Annotated in this window: 15 protein-coding genes and 1 pseudogene; 9 read left to right on the top strand and 7 right to left on the bottom strand. The window is 67.3% G+C overall.

All coding sequences use genetic code 11. From position 1 onward, the window contains the following. Positions 1-151: 151 nt before the first annotated feature. The 4 genes and pseudogenes from AB0N31_RS26245 to AB0N31_RS26230 all read left to right on the top strand — a co-directional run bounded on the left by AB0N31_RS26245 (position 152) and on the right by AB0N31_RS26230 (position 3,354). Complete coding sequence (locus tag AB0N31_RS26245) at positions 152-358, top strand: DUF6417 family protein (RefSeq protein WP_366060886.1); 207 nt, start codon at positions 152-154, stop codon at positions 356-358. Positions 359-865: 507 nt separating this feature from the next. Then, positions 866-1,015 (top strand): annotated as a pseudogene (locus AB0N31_RS26240) (lamin tail domain-containing protein); the annotation flags it as partial. Between the two features lie 582 nt (positions 1,016-1,597). Further along, positions 1,598-2,152, top strand: coding sequence for a hypothetical protein (locus tag AB0N31_RS26235; protein ID WP_366060885.1), 555 nt, complete (start codon positions 1,598-1,600; stop codon positions 2,150-2,152). Between the two features lie 77 nt (positions 2,153-2,229). Beyond that, positions 2,230-3,354, top strand: a complete 1,125-nt coding sequence (locus AB0N31_RS26230; RefSeq protein ID WP_366060884.1) for a hypothetical protein — start codon at positions 2,230-2,232, stop codon at positions 3,352-3,354. Positions 3,355-3,439: 85 nt separating this feature from the next. On the opposite strand, the gene AB0N31_RS26225 is transcribed toward AB0N31_RS26230, so the two are convergent. Continuing rightward, a complete protein-coding gene (locus AB0N31_RS26225; protein WP_366060883.1) occupies positions 3,440-4,159 on the bottom strand; it encodes a hypothetical protein in 720 nt (239 codons plus the stop codon). 790 nt (positions 4,160-4,949) lie between these two features. Between AB0N31_RS26225 and AB0N31_RS26220 the strand changes: the two genes are divergently transcribed. From AB0N31_RS26220 to AB0N31_RS26210, 3 genes are read left to right on the top strand one after another with little or no spacing between them, the layout of a single operon-like run. Next, positions 4,950-5,171, top strand: a complete 222-nt coding sequence (locus tag AB0N31_RS26220) for a hypothetical protein (protein WP_366060882.1) — start codon at positions 4,950-4,952, stop codon at positions 5,169-5,171. After that, positions 5,168-6,061, top strand: a complete 894-nt coding sequence (locus tag AB0N31_RS26215) for an XRE family transcriptional regulator (RefSeq protein ID WP_366060881.1) — start codon at positions 5,168-5,170, stop codon at positions 6,059-6,061. The genes AB0N31_RS26220 and AB0N31_RS26215 overlap by 4 nt, the downstream gene beginning before the upstream one ends. Before the next feature lie 11 nt (positions 6,062-6,072). Continuing rightward, a complete protein-coding gene (locus tag AB0N31_RS26210) occupies positions 6,073-6,903 on the top strand; it encodes a hypothetical protein (protein ID WP_366060880.1) in 831 nt (276 codons plus the stop codon). 277 nt (positions 6,904-7,180) lie between these two features. Here the strand turns inward: AB0N31_RS26210 and AB0N31_RS26205 are convergent, their stop codons facing one another. Continuing rightward, positions 7,181-7,519, bottom strand: coding sequence for a hypothetical protein (locus AB0N31_RS26205; protein WP_366060879.1), 339 nt, complete (start codon positions 7,517-7,519; stop codon positions 7,181-7,183). Between the two features lie 253 nt (positions 7,520-7,772). Then, on the bottom strand, positions 7,773-8,015 hold the full coding sequence (locus AB0N31_RS26200) for a hypothetical protein (protein WP_366060878.1): 243 nt from the start codon (positions 8,013-8,015) through the stop codon (positions 7,773-7,775). 406 nt (positions 8,016-8,421) lie between these two features. Here AB0N31_RS26200 and AB0N31_RS26195 point away from each other — a divergent pair, with 406 nt between their 5' ends. Then, positions 8,422-8,796 carry a hypothetical protein gene (locus tag AB0N31_RS26195; RefSeq protein ID WP_366060877.1) on the top strand — a complete coding sequence of 125 codons (375 nt, stop codon included), beginning with the start codon at positions 8,422-8,424 and terminating at the stop codon, positions 8,794-8,796. A gap of 84 nt (positions 8,797-8,880) precedes the next feature. Here AB0N31_RS26195 and AB0N31_RS26190 read toward each other — a convergent pair whose 3' ends face one another. Then, positions 8,881-10,881 (bottom strand): DNA/RNA helicase domain-containing protein, encoded by a 2,001-nt coding sequence (locus AB0N31_RS26190; protein ID WP_366060876.1) that lies wholly within the window; start codon positions 10,879-10,881, stop codon positions 8,881-8,883. A gap of 186 nt (positions 10,882-11,067) precedes the next feature. On the opposite strand from AB0N31_RS26190, the gene AB0N31_RS26185 reads away from it, so the two are divergent. Further along, entirely contained in the window at positions 11,068-12,033 is a 966-nt protein-coding gene (locus AB0N31_RS26185) for a DUF3883 domain-containing protein (RefSeq protein WP_366060875.1), read from the top strand. Between the two features lie 1,530 nt (positions 12,034-13,563). Here the strand turns inward: AB0N31_RS26185 and AB0N31_RS26180 are convergent. From AB0N31_RS26180 to AB0N31_RS26170, 3 genes are all read right to left on the bottom strand, one after another. Next, positions 13,564-13,974, bottom strand: coding sequence for a hypothetical protein (locus AB0N31_RS26180; protein ID WP_366060874.1), 411 nt, complete (start codon positions 13,972-13,974; stop codon positions 13,564-13,566). A gap of 559 nt (positions 13,975-14,533) precedes the next feature. Next, on the bottom strand, positions 14,534-14,803 hold the full coding sequence (locus tag AB0N31_RS26175) for a hypothetical protein (RefSeq protein WP_366060873.1): 270 nt from the start codon (positions 14,801-14,803) through the stop codon (positions 14,534-14,536). 85 nt (positions 14,804-14,888) lie between these two features. Then, positions 14,889-15,083 (bottom strand): zinc ribbon domain-containing protein, encoded by a 195-nt coding sequence (locus AB0N31_RS26170; RefSeq protein WP_366060872.1) that lies wholly within the window; start codon positions 15,081-15,083, stop codon positions 14,889-14,891. Positions 15,084-15,181 lie beyond the last annotated feature (98 nt).

Raw genomic sequence — 15,181 nt, 5'->3', positions numbered from 1 at the left:
AATGGAGCGCTCGGAGCATACCGAATGCGATCACCACGTGTGTGCGGTGTGTATGAATCGTGAAGGCGTGCGATCCGAGAGGTCCTCTTCCTCGTCAGGGCTGTTGGCGGGCGGCGCGTGACCGGCGTACGGCCGGTGGCGTTGGCCCGGCATGGATGATTACGCACACCTCGACCTGGACGAGATCGACTTCGCCCCCGTGGACCACGCCGCCGAGCGGCTGGCGCTCCTGACTCTGGCCGAGGCGCACGATCTGCTCGACCTGCTGCTGACCATCGCCCAGACCGACGGGCCGCTCTCGCCGCGGGCGGAACGATTCGCGCGGGAGATCGCCGCCCGCATCCCCTTGAAGAACTGACACCGCCGCCGCCAGCAGCGGCAGCGGCGGCGCTGCTGGTGAAGGCGGTGTGGCGGCGGCGCGGGATGTCCGGGTGCGTCAATCCGGCGCGGCCGTTACTCACTTTCGGGTGGCGGTCCAGGGCCGGGTGGGGTGGCGGGCTGTGGCGATCCGGCGGCATGATCCCGCTCCCGCAACGGCGGGTCGTCCTATGGGGCGTCAACGTCGTGCATTCGGTACGTAAATGAACGTTGCATCCGACAGTCACGGAAATATGGGCAAGAGGTAACGCAGTCCGCATTTCACTTCCACCTTCTGCACACGGTGGACAGGGTGTGGGCAGCGGCTGAACCGGCTGCCCCGCACACCGCACCACATCCCGGGACGGCGGCCAGGAAGCCCGCCGTCGCCGGGAGAGTGCCCGCACCTGCAGGGGGATCCCATGTCTGCCACTTCTTCCCTCGCCTCCCGCCGCATGCTCGCGGCCGTCCTCGCGGCCGGCGCCGTCATCGGGGCGGCCGCGCTGCCGGCCTCGGCCGCGACACCCGCGCCGACCTCTACCAGGACCGCCGCCACTACGTGTGGAACAACGACCGCGACACCGCCACCCTGCGCAACGACCGCGACCGCCTCGTCGACCGCGAGTCCTGGGGTTACCACCGCGGCGGCCGCCACTGACCGCCCCCTCCACCGCGCACCGGTGACGGCTGACCGCCCCACCCGCACGCACGCATGAAGCATCGGCGCGTCCGGCCACCTCCACGGCCGGGCGCGCCGACGCGCATGGTCGCGCGAGGACTCTGTTGTGGGCTTCACCCTGTTGCAAAGCCGACGGGAGCACCCGCTGGAACAACTTCTCCAGGTCTTCCGGCGTCAACCGTTGACCAAGCCCTGTGGTCGTCACCCTGGTCTGCTGCAAGATCAAGCCAATGAAATGACATCTATTCTGCCTCATCGTTGATTAATCAATCAATTATTGGCTTCAAATTTCCGGCCCGTAATGCTGGTCAACTCCGGTGTGGCCACGTCTTTTGCGCGGGCGTCTTTCTGCGGATGCAGTGCGCTGTTGGTTGTCGGCCTGCAGCGGAAACAAGCCGGTGAATTGGCCGCATGTGAGTTCCGGATGGTGGCGTTCCAAGCTCAGAAGCTGCTCAACAATGTGGATAAGTCCTTGCCGTGTTTGTCTTGTGCATGATGGGCTCTGGGTGCCTGATCACTGACCGGTTCAGGTAACTCGCAACATCACATGGGGGATTAGACATGCAGCTCAGTATGCGTAGATTAGCGGCGGCCGGAGCGGTCATGCTGGGGGCGGGGCTGATGATGGCGCCGTCCGCGGCGGCGGACGAGAACGGTCCGCAGTCCTGCCCGCCGGACGTCTGGTACAAGGTGGTGTCCTCGGGCGCCTCGTACGAGGCGGTCGGCAGCACCGCCGGCAAGTACAACTCCAGTTCCACGGCGTCGATCCTGCGCTACGACCTGACGACCACCAGGTCGAAGCAGACGACCTGGGGCGCCGAGATCGGCGGAAGCGTGAAATGGGCGATCGTGGAGGTCGAAGCCAAGACGAGTTACGACGTCACCAACTCGACCACCAGCGGTAAGACGGTGTCGAACACCATCAACGTTCCGGGCAAGAGCTACGGCTACACCACGCCGAAGATCGAGCGGCGCAAGTTCACCGTGGAGAAGTGGCAGGACACCGCCAGCTGCAATGCCCGGTTCCTGGGCAACATGGGAACGCTGAGCGGCATCACCGCCTACCCCTTCTTCTCGGAGTGCACGGCCAGGAGTGCGTGCACGCCCAAGCCGTAGGGCAACCTCGCCGGGAGCGGGCCGACCACCCGCTCCCGGCATCAGCACGACCTCTGACGAAACTGGGGGAAAGCCCGATGGACCACAAGACGACTCACACCACGACGCTTCGACGCCGTTGTGGTGCCCTGCTGGCCCTCGGCCTCGTCACGGCCATGGCCACCGCCTGCGGACCGGGCGAGGACGACGGCGACAGCCGGTCTGCACCGCACGACATCGTGGTCAATCTGGGCGGTGAGGTAGTCGTCCTGGACGACTTGAACGCATCGCCCCGAGTTGTGGGCCCCCGGCCGGCCGGAGCCGAGAATGCCGACGCCTACCGCCTGGCCGGCCCGCGCCAGCTCGCCTCCGGCCAGATCATAGGGATCCGCGACGGCGGGGTCGTGGCCATCGAGCCGAGCAAGCCCGGCACGGCGGTCCTCCTCGGCCAGGCCGGCGCCTGGTTCCCCGCCGCTGACGGCAAGCGGCTCTGGGCCGTCACCGAAGAGCCGGCCGACACCGCCTGCAACGGGCTGGACCTGCCGCAATCAGTTGTGGCCCGCTACACCGTGACCCGGTACGAGACGTCCGGCCGCCCCTCCCGCACCACCTCGAAAGCGGCCTGCGGCCTGCGACCGGTCGCCGACACCTCCCGGGGCCTGCTCGCTCTGCGGACCACCGGCGACACGGGAGGAGGCGGCACCGGCGTACGAGCGGTGACCGACCTCGTGCTCCTCGACGACCGGGCGAACACCGCCACCGAAACCGTCGCCACCAACGCCAGCTTGGTCGCCACCGCCGGCAACCGTGTGATCTGGCGCGACGACACCTGCGGCAAAGGCACCTGCACGCACGTCTACGACCTCGACAAACGCAAGAACGCCCCCGCTCCCTCCTGCGAGGGCGGCGACACCGTGGGCGTGGGCACACTCGACCCCAGCGGCCACTGGTATCTCAGCGCTCTGCGCACCAACCGCCTGGCGATCCTCGACCTGAACGACAACACCTGCCAAGAACAAGAACTCGACGCACTTCCCGCGGCCGGCTCGAGCGACCTCGATGAAACCTTCGGGATCGCCTGGTCAGGCCCCCATGTGCTGCTGCTCGACCAACGCTCCGGAGCACTCACCGCCGTCGACGCCTCCCACCACAAGACCGACAAGCGCACCGAACCTCTCCCGGTCGGCAACCAGGCTCAGATCTGGAGCGCCTCCACCGAATGAAAACGGCGGCGTGCCGAACACCCGCCGCGCAGCCCGTCGCGGACACATCGGATTACGGCGGCGGGCAGCAGCGCGGGGAGGACGTTCAGTACTCGCCCTCCATGCCCTTCTTCAGCTTCGCGACCTCGGGCCCGCTGTCCTTTGCGGGCACCGTCCACTGGAAGGTCGCGGCCGTGCCGTCGGTGTAGAGGAGGGTGCCGGCGCGCTGCGCTTCACTGATGTCGAAGGCGATGGTCCGCCACTTCCACGCACCGGCGGGGATGGTGCCGCCTCCGGTGAAACCTTGCGGGGTGATGCTGCTGGCTTCTCCGTCGCCTTCGCTGAGGGCCTGCCCGTCGGGGGCGATCCACTGCCAGCCGCCGCCCTCAATCGGCGCCGATTCCGCAGCTGCCGTGCCAGGCGCACGGTCTTTCACCGTGATGATCGCGTACAGGCCGTTGACGGCGGTCATCCCCATCGCCTCCTTCTGGTAGACGATGGTCGTCGGCGTCACCTCGAGCGGCTCGCCTCCCGCGGTGCCGTCCGCCGGGCTCTGCGCTCCCGTTGTCCGGGCCGGCTTCCCCCAGGCGAGCGTCTCCGTGCCGCCGGTCCCGTCGCCACCCGTACCGCTCCCGTTGCCACCTGTACCGGCGCTCTCGGAGCAGTTCGCCATCCAGTCCGCTTGGCTGAGCGTCTGGCTGGTGCAGTCGACGCTCTCGGCCGCGGGCGGCGAGGCCGACTTCGACGAGTCGACGCTGCTGTCGCCACAGCCGGTGAGTATGGCGAGGAGTAAGACTGCTGTGGCGGTAGTGGCGCGGATACGCACGGGTCCCCCAAGGGTTGCACTTGGCCACAAGGTACCCACCTGTGTACAGCGTGTGAGTACGCTTCACCGAGCCGTGACAGAACAATGCCCTGCCCCTGCGCCAGCAGATGGCGGGGCGCTTCGCCGTGCTCAGAAGCTGACGGACTTCCCGTCCTCCGCACCCCAGTACGCCTGGACACCAGCTCCCGCCCCGATGACCCCGTTCCACGAAACACCTCTGCGTCGGAAGGGAGGACTGGCGCGCCTGCTCCTGGCTGTGCCGGTGAGCCGGAACATCCCGCGTCGGCGGGGAGGGCCGAGACGTAAAGCGCAAGCTCCTGGCGGACGACGGAGCACCCCCGCGTTGGCGGGGAGGACCGCATCACCGCCCGCCCCGCGTCGGCGGGCATCGTCCTCCCCGCCGGCGCGGGGGTGCTGAATGCGTTCTTGGGGCCGTCGAGCGCGGTGGGGTGGGTGTGCGGCCCCCTCTTGGGTGGTTCTTCAGCACAGGGGGCCGCACCGGGTGCGGCGTCGAGTGGCGCCTCTGCCTTCCATGATGACGGACACGTCACCGCGGGTGGTCAGAAGTGACGTATCCGCCCCAAAGTGCTGAACCTTGAGGTGTTCTGCTCGCGTAGTGGGGGTGGCGAGCGGTAGCGGACGGTGGCGTAGTGGCCCATTGTTCCGTAATTCCATGATCACGTGGCGTGGCGGGCCGGGGCGGGGTCATGCTGGCGGTCCTTCCTGACAGCGCTTCAGCACCGCTGCCAGGAAGGGCCGTTGTCGATTTCGCCCACAGAAACCGAGTGCAATGTCGAGTAAGAAGGTGGTGACCGCTGCCGTGCTGGCGGCGGTCCTCACGTGGAGCACGATCATGATCGTGCTGGGGCACGCGGCCGCTGCTGCGGTCCTGCTGCCCTCCCTGGGCCTGCTCGTCCAGCAGATCGTCCAGGCCCTCACCGCGCCCGACGGCCCCGCCCGGTCCGCCGACATCGGCGCTGCCGACACGGACGGCCAGGAGGGGACGCGATGATGCCCTTCCCCGGGCCGGCCCACCAGCCCCCGCCCCTGCACACCGCCGTCAAGCGCGGCCGACCGCCGGCACCGATCTCCCCGGACGCGGGCCCCTCGCACTGCGCCTGGCTCGAGCCCGTCCGTAGTGCTCTGTTCGCCAGCGGCCTGACCCTCGACGACCTCGTCGTGCGCTCCGGCTACTCCAAGACCCGTATCAGCCAGCTCCTGCGCGGCAACGACTACTACCCGTCCTGGGAGATCACCTTCACCGTCACCCGCGCCCTGGGCCTGCCCACCCGGCCACTGCGCCGCCTGTGGGCCGCGGCCGCTCGGGAAGCCGACAAGGGCGACGACTGGATCAGGCGCTGCATAGAGCAGGTCGCGCATGAAGGGGAGGAGCCGCCCCTGCCTTACCAGGCCTTCACCGACGACGTGCGGGGCGTCTATACCGACTACGCCCGCGCTTTCCTCCTCACCGACCAACGCGCGCGCTGGGTCGTCTCCGAGGCCTTCGACATCCTCTGGGTCTGCTGGGAACACGCCACCGCCAGCGACAACCTCCACCGCTACGCCTGGCGCCTGCTGCGTACTCGGGTCCTGACCCGCGCACCCCGCCACCTCGACGGCCGCCCCGATCTGCGTGCCGCCGTGTTCTCCACCCGCGAGGTCCACGGCCACCCCGCGGTCCCCGGCCACCTGGTTGTCCTCACCGAACTCATCGACCTCTTCGACGCCATCACCCGCCTGCCCGACGACCAGATGGACGTCGCCGTCCTGCAGTACCTGTGCGGCACCCCCCACCACACCATCGCCCACACCCTGGGTATCGCCCCCGCCCTCACCCACGCCGTCGACCACCACGCCCGCGCCACCGTCGAAGCCCTCCTCACCACCCCGACCCCGGAGTGACCCCGCCCGCCATGACTGCCATCGACCAGCTCCTCGCCCGCGCCCGCCTCCACCCCCAGCCCGACGTCCCCGACGACACCGTCTCCTACGAAGACACCCCCTACCCCGCCGACCTCCCCGGCGCCCACCCGACCCCCAGCCCCAGCCTCAACCCCCACCAGCAGGCCGCCGCCCGCCACCTGACCACCCTGTGCGAAACCGCCCTCGCCACCGTCACCGAGAAGTCCCTCACCTTCCTCACCGACCAGATGCCCGACCTGCACTCCGCCTGGCTCCTCGGCTGCGCCCTCCACATCGCCGGCATCCCCCAAGGCGCCCGCTTCTGGTGGCAATACGCCGCCGGAGACAACCACGCCCCCGCCTGCTACTCCCTCTCCCTCTACCACCAGTCCACCGGCGAACAGCACGCCGCCGACTTCTACCGACAGCAAGCACACCTGCTCACAGCAGCCCCCGACACCGACACCTTCACCGTCGTCGGCACCTGTCCCCCGCAAGAGATCAGCTTCGACGCCAGCCTCCCCACCGTCCTGCACACCCTCCACCGGCTCTCCGCCACCCCTGGAACCCGTCCGCGCCAACGCCACCGCATCAACGCCCTGACCAACTACGTCGCCGACACCGTCACCAGCCACTACACCCGCCACCCCGGCATCGAGATCCCCGTGCCAGAGCCGCGCTTCGCCGACCGGGTCGTATGGCTCCTGACAGCCACCTTGCCGTGGAAGAGGCGAACCAGGCAGGCTCGGCCCTCCGAGCCAGGCCTGCCCGCCCGCCGGACAACGCGCTCAAACTACGGTCAGACGCCGACGACCACTACGAGCTGCACATCGATGATCTGACGGGTAGGCCGTCTACTTTGCGTGTTGGCGAGGCCTTCGAGCTCAGCGCCGGACAACCTGGCGTACTAGAGGAGAGGCTGCGGGCACCGGCTGGTGGAGGCTTTCCCAGTGGGTCAGTGGCGTAGGAGGTCGGGTCGGGTGTCGGCGAGGGTGAAGGCGTGCTGGAGTCCTTTGACGAGTGTGTGGTCGATGCGGTAGAGGCGGGCGTGTTCGTCTCGCTGGAGGAGTGGGGCTTTGCCGGCTGGGCCGATGCGGCGTTGTACTGCGGCGAGGCTGGTCAGTGTCCCGCCGATCCGGGTGAGGGGGATGGGGTGTGTGGGGTGGTCGGCGAAGTGCTGCTGGACATCGTCGTAGGAGGCGGTGCCTTCCGGTCGGTGATGTGGCGCAGCACCGCGCGGGCTCCGGGCTTCAGTGCTGTGATCACGTTGAACAGCAGCCGGTCCGTCCAGCCGTTTCCGAGGTCGTCGTCGGCGAGGTCCTGCGGTCCGGGGCAGGGTTCTGCCGGTGGCGCGGCCGGCCACGTCTCCGGTGTGGCCGGGCGTAGTCCGTAGGCGGCCTGGACGGCGGCCATCGCCTGCTCGTACGTGTCCGTCTCGGTGTCGATCGTCAACCGCACGCTGCCCCCTTCGTCACGTCATCGTCACCCTTGCGGGCCGGCGGCCGCTGGTTTTCCTCAGGCGCGGCGGGTAGCCGTCCCGCCGCGGTGGAGTGGCAGTGGATCGCGTGCGGCTGCCGGTGTCGGGAGCCGGGGCGCAAGCCGACGCCAGGACTGAGTGGAGGCAACGCTGCGCGGCAGTGCCGTGATCCGATGCGGGGTGGCGCTGTCGCTGTGCTGGAGTGATCAAGTAAGAGTGCCTGTGCAGGATCGCTTAGACGATGTGGACTCGTTCGGTGTTGCCTTCCTTGTCACGCAGGAGGACTTCCTTGCCTTCGGCCATTTGCTGGGCGAGGAAGGCGTAGACCTGGACGGCTCGGTTGATGACGTCGGTCTTGGACAGGCCGGTGAGCCGCATGAGGGTGGCGACTGCCTGGACCGCCGTGGCGATGAGGGTGACGGTGAACCGTTCGTTCTCGGTGCGTACGGCGTGGAGTTTGTCCGCCTGACGGGGCATGCCTCTCAGTCTCCTTAGGAGTGGGGACGGTGCCGGGCGGCACTTCTGGCTTCCCCATCATGACATCTTCGCACCTGATAGGCACCATTTCGGTGCTCCATATGTTCGGGAGGGGTGCATTCCAACTGCTGTCGACGTGGAGGACTCACCAATCTGGTGAGAAGCCGGTGTACAGCAGGTCCGCCGTCGTGTACTTTTGTGGCGCGGCATCCGCCGTGCAGTCGATCAGAAGGAGATCTCCATGCGGCTTCATCCACGCCAGCACGTGAGCGGGCTCTTGCTAGCCCGCTGCTCGGCTCTCTACGACACGTAGGGACGAGCTGCTGGCTGGGATTGGAGATCGAGCTACATGTGCCGATTCGCGGTGCATGGTTCGATCGCCGCCACCATGGAGGTCCCCAGCCCTATGATCAACAACTCTGCACAGGCCGCCGCTGCGGGGCGCAGCGACGAGCAGCCGTCGGCGCAGGCCGAGGCGCGGATCGAAACCACCCTCGTCGACCTGGTGGAAGTGCCCACCAGCGACGCTCAGGTGATCATCGAGGTCACCAAGGACAAGTTCAAGGTCGGGATGCGTGTCCCGGGCCCCCACACCGGGCAGATGATCAACGCCTCGACCCGCGTCCTGGGTCTCGTCGGCTCCGTCGCCAGCCCTCTCGTGCTGCTCAAGGTCTCCGTGGACGTTCCGATGCCGTGGCAGGGAATCTGGTCCCTGGCCGTGGTGGTCGGGCTCCTGCCCGTCGTCCATGTCCTGCTCGGTAACCGCCACGACAAGCGGTAGCCGTAAGCACCTCCACATATAACCCTGTGGCTCAGCGCCGGACTTCCTGTCCGGCGCTGAGTTGCGTCTGCTTCCCGCACTACGTCAGCGGATGAGTCGGTTGAGCATGTGGTGGGTGTCGGTGTCGGTGGTGTGGAGGTGGGTGGTGTGGGTGCCGCGGGTGAACAGGACGCGGTAGGTGTTGAGGGCGTAGGGGAGGTACTGCTGGGGGGTGAGGTGGCGGAGGGCTTCGTCGTGACTGCGGTGGGGGTGGGCTGTCCAACGATCGTCTGTCCAGGTGAGGTCGGGGCCGATGATGACGCCGGCGTGGTGGTATTCGAGGCCTTGGGCGGTGTAGATGCAGCCGATCTGCTGGTGGCCGCCGGTGTGGCTGGCCCATAGCTGGCTGTGCGGGGCCAGGGGGCGGCCCTCTTCGGGGTCGGTGAGGGCGGTGGCGGCGTTCCAGGCAGCGCGCCAGGTCCGGGCCGGGGCGTCCCGGTGGCTGGCGGGGACGTCGATGCTGATGTCGAGAGGCAGAGCGGTGGCGCCGCGGGGACGGGTACGCGTCCAGCGCCAGCAGAACCCGGCGGTGGTACGGGCGGTACGGCCCTGCGCGGTGGCGTGTTCGATCCCTTCCTGGAGCTGGAAGGGATCGTCTGCGAGACGCAGGTTGTAGCCGGCGTGCCCGGTCCAGGGCTGGGGGGTGCCGTACAGGAGGGCGTCGACCCAGGCGGTGTAAGCGGCCGATCCGCTGCACCGGAACGAGCCGGTCAGTTCCAGGTGATGATGGGCCCGGCCCAGGGCGCGGGCAGCGGTGCGGATCTCTTCGACGGTGGTGCCTTCGTCGGGGCGGATGATCTGCCGTTCGTCGAGGAAGACCACGGCCAGCGGCACATGCGCGAGCACGACGGCCAGGTCCGGCGGCAGGCCGGGGGCGCCGCCTCGTTTGATGCGCTGCGCCTCGTCGATGACCAGGGCGCCGCTCTGGCGGGCGGTGCTGCGCATCGAGCCGGCCGAGGGGAACAACTCGCGGGCAGCGAGGTGGCCGCGGGTGGCGTCCAGGAGGTGGGCGCGCAAGGTACCGGAGGGGGTGATGAAACGCGGGGCGACTGTGGGGTGGCGGCGCATGAGGTAGCCAAGGAGCCGCACGGCGAGCGCGGTCTTGCCGCTGCCCGGGCCGCCGCTCACCGTGATGACCGCGCCTTCACCGCCGCCGTCCGCTGCCGTGCCTTCGTCGCCGACGGGCAGGTGGCGGGCCGCGGCCTGGCGGATCTTCACGAACGCGTCCTGCTGGTCACCGACCAACGCGAAGGCACGGTTGCCGGCCAGGTCGGCGCCGACATGGCCCAGGAGCCGACTGGACGGCGTCCACCGGATGTCCTCGAACGCCGCCACCTGCCCGACATCCGGCGCAGTCAGGTCCCCACACCACAACAGCGCCGCCAGCGCACCGACGGACCCGGACAACTCCTCAGCCGTCACCACCGGGATACCCACGTCCCCACCGGCACCCGCAGCCAGAGCCGCCCCCTCACCAGCGGTGGCATTGTGCAGCACCACCACCCCACGCACATCCAGCCCCGGCGCACCCTCGGGACGCCAGTGCTGAAAGAAACTGCGGTAGGCGGCGACCTGGTGGATCGGATGAGCCGTCACCAGACCGTCGCTGCGCATGACACGGTCGCCGTCGAGGATGCGACAGGTCTGCCACTGCTTGAGTTCGACGATCACCAGCCGGAGCGTCCCGTCCGTCGTGGCGCCGACCAGCAGAGCGTCCAGGCGACGCCCGCCGCCCGGGGTGCCGTACTCCAGATACAGCTGCAGATCCGACAGCCCCGCCCGCACGAGCGCCTCCAGCAACGGTGGCCAGCTATTGCGCCAGCTGCGCACCTCGGCCTGGTCCGGCGTCCCGAAGCCTGCTGCCGCGTATCGCTTCACGCACCCGTCGATGAACGTCGGATCGCCTGCCGATGCGGCGATGTCGCGCACCCGGCTCGCCGCCACGCACGGCAGACCCGCCGCCGGTTCTGCGGCCGTAGAACCGCTCGCGCGCTGCCGCGGTACCGCGCCGTCGCGCGCTGTTGTGGTCGATGGATCGTCGGACATGCACTTCCCCCTGTTGTCCGCCCGTGCTCCAGCGTGCGGCTGCGGGACCCGCCGGGCTCCGTCGGTGCTGCTGAGGCGTTGTCAGTGGCCTTGTAAAGGCTCGAAGTTGAGCCCATGACACCTTGCAGGCTATCTCAGAGCAAAACCTATCGACCACTCGATAAGAGCACGCTTATGATGCCCTGCATGAAGAGTTCGACGTTCGTCATGGTCCACGTGGGTCAGAGCATCGAGTCCCAGCGCAACCTCGAGCACGGCATCGAGACCCTCTCCTGGGGCTTTCCCGAGAAGAAGCCGGAGTACGACGGCGCCCGCCCCCGGTTCGCCGTCCTGGCCACCGGCGCCTCACCTCGCGTCCAGCTCGCCGACTGGCTCCAGGGCGCCGCCACCCTCTACCTCTTCCAGGTCCGCGGCGGCTTCTACGAGGGCACCGCCTGGCACTGGCCCGACGAGGAGGCCGAACGGCGCCTGAAGTACCCCCAGCGCTTCGGCATCGAGCCCCTGGCCAAGCTCGAGAACGTCCCCCTCGGCCCCGGGGGCCCGCTCACCGAGGCCGGCAGTGACGCCATTCGCCGTTCGGGCACCGACCGGGGCATGGGCAAACTCGTCCAGATGCCGGCTCAGCGCCTTCTGGAACTCGGGGGCATCCCTTTCGACGCCGACGACCCCGAAGACGTCCCCCTGGACAAGTCACCGGGCTTCACGGCCGAGCAGGTCGAGGGCAAGAAGAAGCCCCAGCGCCGCCGCCGCGGCGCCGGCTACATCTCCGACCCCAAGAAGCGCAAGGCCATCGAGGAGCACGCCGAACAGCTCGCCACCGTCCACTACGAAGGGCAGGGCTGGACGGTCGAGAAGCTCGGCAAGCCCTACGACCTGCGCTGCACCCGCGGCACCGAGGAACGCCACGTCGAGGTAAAGGGCACGACGGGTGCCGCCACCAGCGTCGAGCTCACCATCAACGAGGTCCTGCACGCCAGGGACAAGGACAACACCGTCGATCTCTATGTCGTCAGCGACATCAAGGTCGACACCGCCACCGACCCCTACACGCCGAGCGGTGGCACGGTCTCGCACTACCTCGACTGGGAGCCTGCCGAGGAGGACCTTCGCCCCCGCAAGTACGAGTACCGCCTCCCGGACCACACCGCCTGACCCCAGAGCTCTGGCCGCAGGGAGTGAGTCGACGGACTGACGCCCAGTCACCTGTCCTGCGGCCAGAGGACCTCATTGTGGCACCCAGCCCACACGCCCCACCTGAGCGATTCCATCCCGTCTGTGCAAAGTAATAGAAACGGTTGCGGACCCCGGGAGGCGTTTGCTCAACTGGTTTTGGACATCCAAGGAGAGCAGATCCAAGGCTCTGTCAGAGGGGCCTGATAGACTGTCATAGACAGCGATCAAGAAGGGAACAGAAGGCACCCCTGAGGATCCTTGGAGGGAACCTGACGGGTCGACAGAAGGCCTCTATCTGATGTACACTAGATAGAGAACAGGGCAAGTCGTACCGCCAAATAAAGCACCACTCGAACCATAGTCACACCTGTATTTTGCGCCGGAGGCCACCACCCTCCGGCATAATTTTGCCCAAAAATGACTACTAATTGTAATCAAGGAATCACTATGAGTATCAACAATCAGAACACAGAAGACCGGACCGCTAACCAGGAGCAGCAGGAAGGACAGAGAAACAACCGCCGGCTCCGTGGCAAAGCCAGGATGTTCAAGGCAATCGTCCGCGGCATCAACACTTTTGGTAACCTCATCAGAATTATCGAGTTCTTCGGAGACCTATGGTAAATACTCCGCAATTCGATGAGGCCCGTGAACATCGCGAGGCCATTTTTTTTACCCTGAACCAGCAACATAAGTGCGTACGCAACTAGAAAAATCATAGCAAGAAAAGATACGCAACAATGAAGGGAGAGGGGATGGTGGAGACCCCATAAAGGGAGACTCAGCCAGAATAGCGAAACAAAATTCTGCAAAGAAAATCGCCGAGGAAGTATAAGTTTGCTCCAGAGTGGATCTGAGAAACATTATGAAGCACAACCCTCAGATCCACCCTGGATGACCACAAGCGACGTAGTACCCGTCACAGACCAAACGCACAGAGGTGAGTTAATTCTGCCAAATCTACATGCTGCATCAAATAATGCTGGCCCGCTGACCCCAGCCAGCCCCTCACCCTTGCCGCCCGGGCCGCAGGCCCGTTGGCCGACCCGCGCAGCGGGGCCGGCCTTTGGGGCGCACCACGCCCGGGTGACTGGAGCGCAGCGGAAGCCACCCCTCAGGGCCGCAGGCCCCGCAGCTCCGGGAGCGCAGCGAACGGAGCGTCACCAGCCCGGCGCAGCCGGGCTGGTGGGCTGCCCGCGCAGCGGGCAGCAGCGCGGACGCGGAGCGGGAGCGCAACACCCGGGCGCAGCCCGGGGGTTCGCTTGCCCATCGCGCAGCGATGGGGTACCCGCTCCGCGTGAGCGCTGGCGGGATGCTGCGCATCCCGCTCACCCGCCTTGCTGCGCAAGGCGGGTGACGTCCCGTCCGCTGCGCTCCCGGGACTGTGGGGCCTGCGGCCCCACAGGTGGCTTCCGCTGCGCTCCAGCCACCTGGTGGCGCTGTGCGCCACGTTGCCGGCAACGGGCCTTCGGCCCGGGCAGCAGCAAAGGGGGTGGCAGTGCTGTCACGTCACCGCGGGTCGCTGCTCTCGGGAGGGAACGCCGCATACAGAGCCTCGGCATGCACCGCGTCCCATTGACTGATCAGCAGGCGCTCCACCCCACCCTCGTACCGGCGCAGTTCGATTTCCTGTCCCTTGTCGAACTCCACCCGCACCTGCGGGTCCCTGCAGACCGCCACGGCCTCGCCGCGTATCATCTCGAACCAGACTCCGCGTATGGCGTACTGGAGGTCATTGCCTCGGTGGCGCAGTACTCGTACCCGGCGGTCGGTCAACAGAAGCGAAGCGCGTCGTGGGATCAGGCCCCACAACGTGCGTCCGTATGTCACCGCACAGCCGGCCGTCATCCGCTCGCCCTCAGGAACCCACTGGGTCAAGCGTTCGCGGTCCACCGACCACTTGGCCGCTTCCATCGCCATCCCCCTCGCCTTCCGCATGACCGCGTCACTGTTCGGTGCTCATCTACCCGGAAGCAGCACAAGGGAGCAGGCTGGCCGAGGTGGTCAGGTAGACGGGCGGCCGGTGATGGCCGGCAGGGTCGTTGTCTTGATCCGGCGGTAGGTCACAAAGCCGTTCACGGTCACCCCTGTCCAGATGACGGTACTGACCAGAGGCCACCACAGGTCCCGTCCCCCTTCACCCTGGACGAGATTGACGACCCAGCTGACCGCCCAGCTGGCCGCGAGAACAAGTGCCGCCCACCTGGCCCACCGCCAGATCCGCATCGTTCCTCGGGCACGGGTTGCCTGTGAGCTGTGATCATCCTGTCGGAGTCGTGTGCCATCCATGACTATCCGCCTACCCTCTGCCCTCCCGTTGCCTCCCGGCCCTTGGGAGAGGGCCGAAAACAGACGGCCCCACCGGCTTCAGAGATACTCAGAGGTGGTCCGGGGAGGGACTGGCTTGCAGCCAGATATCGAGGCGCAGAAACACGATGAGACCCGGGTCGGCGGGTGGTGCTGCCTTGCCGGCGGCGGGTCAGGCGTGCGCGTGACGTGGTGTAGTCGCCCTCGGTGATGCGGCGTGGTGCGCGGGACGTCGCGAGCCTGCGGCCTGGAGACGCTGCAGCCACAGGGAGGCCGCGAGCAGGAGGCCACTGAAGGCGGCCAGGAGGAGGGCGGACACCCACATCTGCCGGCTGCCGGGCAACTGCCAGCCCGTCCAGGCGGTCAATGCCGCCCACAGCAGGACGCCCCCCGCGTAGAAGGCGCGGACCCGGCGCAGCTGCCGCACGGCCCGCACAGACATGACGCGATCAGTTGTGGATGCCGTGCCGGCCCGTGTACCCCAGTGCACGCTGCTCGGCGGATTGGGTTCGTTCCTGCTGTCTCGATCACTTTTGCTGTTGCTGTTCGGTGCGTCCTTCGAAGTCGCGTCGTACCGCTGCCCCTTCGTCTTCGATCAGCCCTGCGTCGTCAGGGAGGTCCAGAACGGCGCCGCAGTGATTGCACAGTTTCCCGTCTTCGGCCGGCGTGCCGCATGCCTTGCAGAACCGGTTTCCCTCGTTGTTTTCAGTCTTGTGTGTCATGGCTCTCCAGGGACAGGGTGGACAGTGGCGGATGCCGAGTACCCATGGCATCGGTGTTGACTTGTCTAGGCATCTGCTTCATTTTTGATATGAGATAG

It is taken from the genome of Streptomyces sp. NPDC051051 (genome assembly GCF_040682975.1).
Classification (GTDB): Bacteria; Actinomycetota; Actinomycetes; order Streptomycetales; family Streptomycetaceae; genus Streptomyces.
This window is presented reverse-complemented; position numbering and strand designations above follow the sequence as displayed.

Excerpts from the sequence above, each read along its gene's own strand:
- AB0N31_RS26245 (WP_366060886.1), top strand. The coding sequence starts at position 152 with ATGGATGATTACGCACACCTCGACCTGGACGAGATCGACTTCGCCCCC.
- AB0N31_RS26235 (WP_366060885.1), top strand. The coding sequence starts at position 1,598 with ATGCAGCTCAGTATGCGTAGATTAGCGGCGGCCGGAGCGGTCATGCTG.
- AB0N31_RS26230 (WP_366060884.1), top strand. The coding sequence starts at position 2,230 with ATGGACCACAAGACGACTCACACCACGACGCTTCGACGCCGTTGTGGT.
- AB0N31_RS26220 (WP_366060882.1), top strand. The coding sequence starts at position 4,950 with ATGTCGAGTAAGAAGGTGGTGACCGCTGCCGTGCTGGCGGCGGTCCTC.
- AB0N31_RS26215 (WP_366060881.1), top strand. The coding sequence starts at position 5,168 with ATGATGCCCTTCCCCGGGCCGGCCCACCAGCCCCCGCCCCTGCACACC.
- AB0N31_RS26210 (WP_366060880.1), top strand. The coding sequence starts at position 6,073 with ATGACTGCCATCGACCAGCTCCTCGCCCGCGCCCGCCTCCACCCCCAG.
- AB0N31_RS26200 (WP_366060878.1), bottom strand. The coding sequence starts at position 8,015 with ATGCCCCGTCAGGCGGACAAACTCCACGCCGTACGCACCGAGAACGAA.
- AB0N31_RS26195 (WP_366060877.1), top strand. The coding sequence starts at position 8,422 with ATGATCAACAACTCTGCACAGGCCGCCGCTGCGGGGCGCAGCGACGAG.
- AB0N31_RS26190 (WP_366060876.1), bottom strand. The coding sequence starts at position 10,881 with ATGTCCGACGATCCATCGACCACAACAGCGCGCGACGGCGCGGTACCG.
- AB0N31_RS26185 (WP_366060875.1), top strand. The coding sequence starts at position 11,068 with ATGAAGAGTTCGACGTTCGTCATGGTCCACGTGGGTCAGAGCATCGAG.
- AB0N31_RS26180 (WP_366060874.1), bottom strand. The coding sequence starts at position 13,974 with ATGGCGATGGAAGCGGCCAAGTGGTCGGTGGACCGCGAACGCTTGACC.
- AB0N31_RS26175 (WP_366060873.1), bottom strand. The coding sequence starts at position 14,803 with ATGTCTGTGCGGGCCGTGCGGCAGCTGCGCCGGGTCCGCGCCTTCTAC.
- AB0N31_RS26170 (WP_366060872.1), bottom strand. The coding sequence starts at position 15,083 with ATGACACACAAGACTGAAAACAACGAGGGAAACCGGTTCTGCAAGGCA.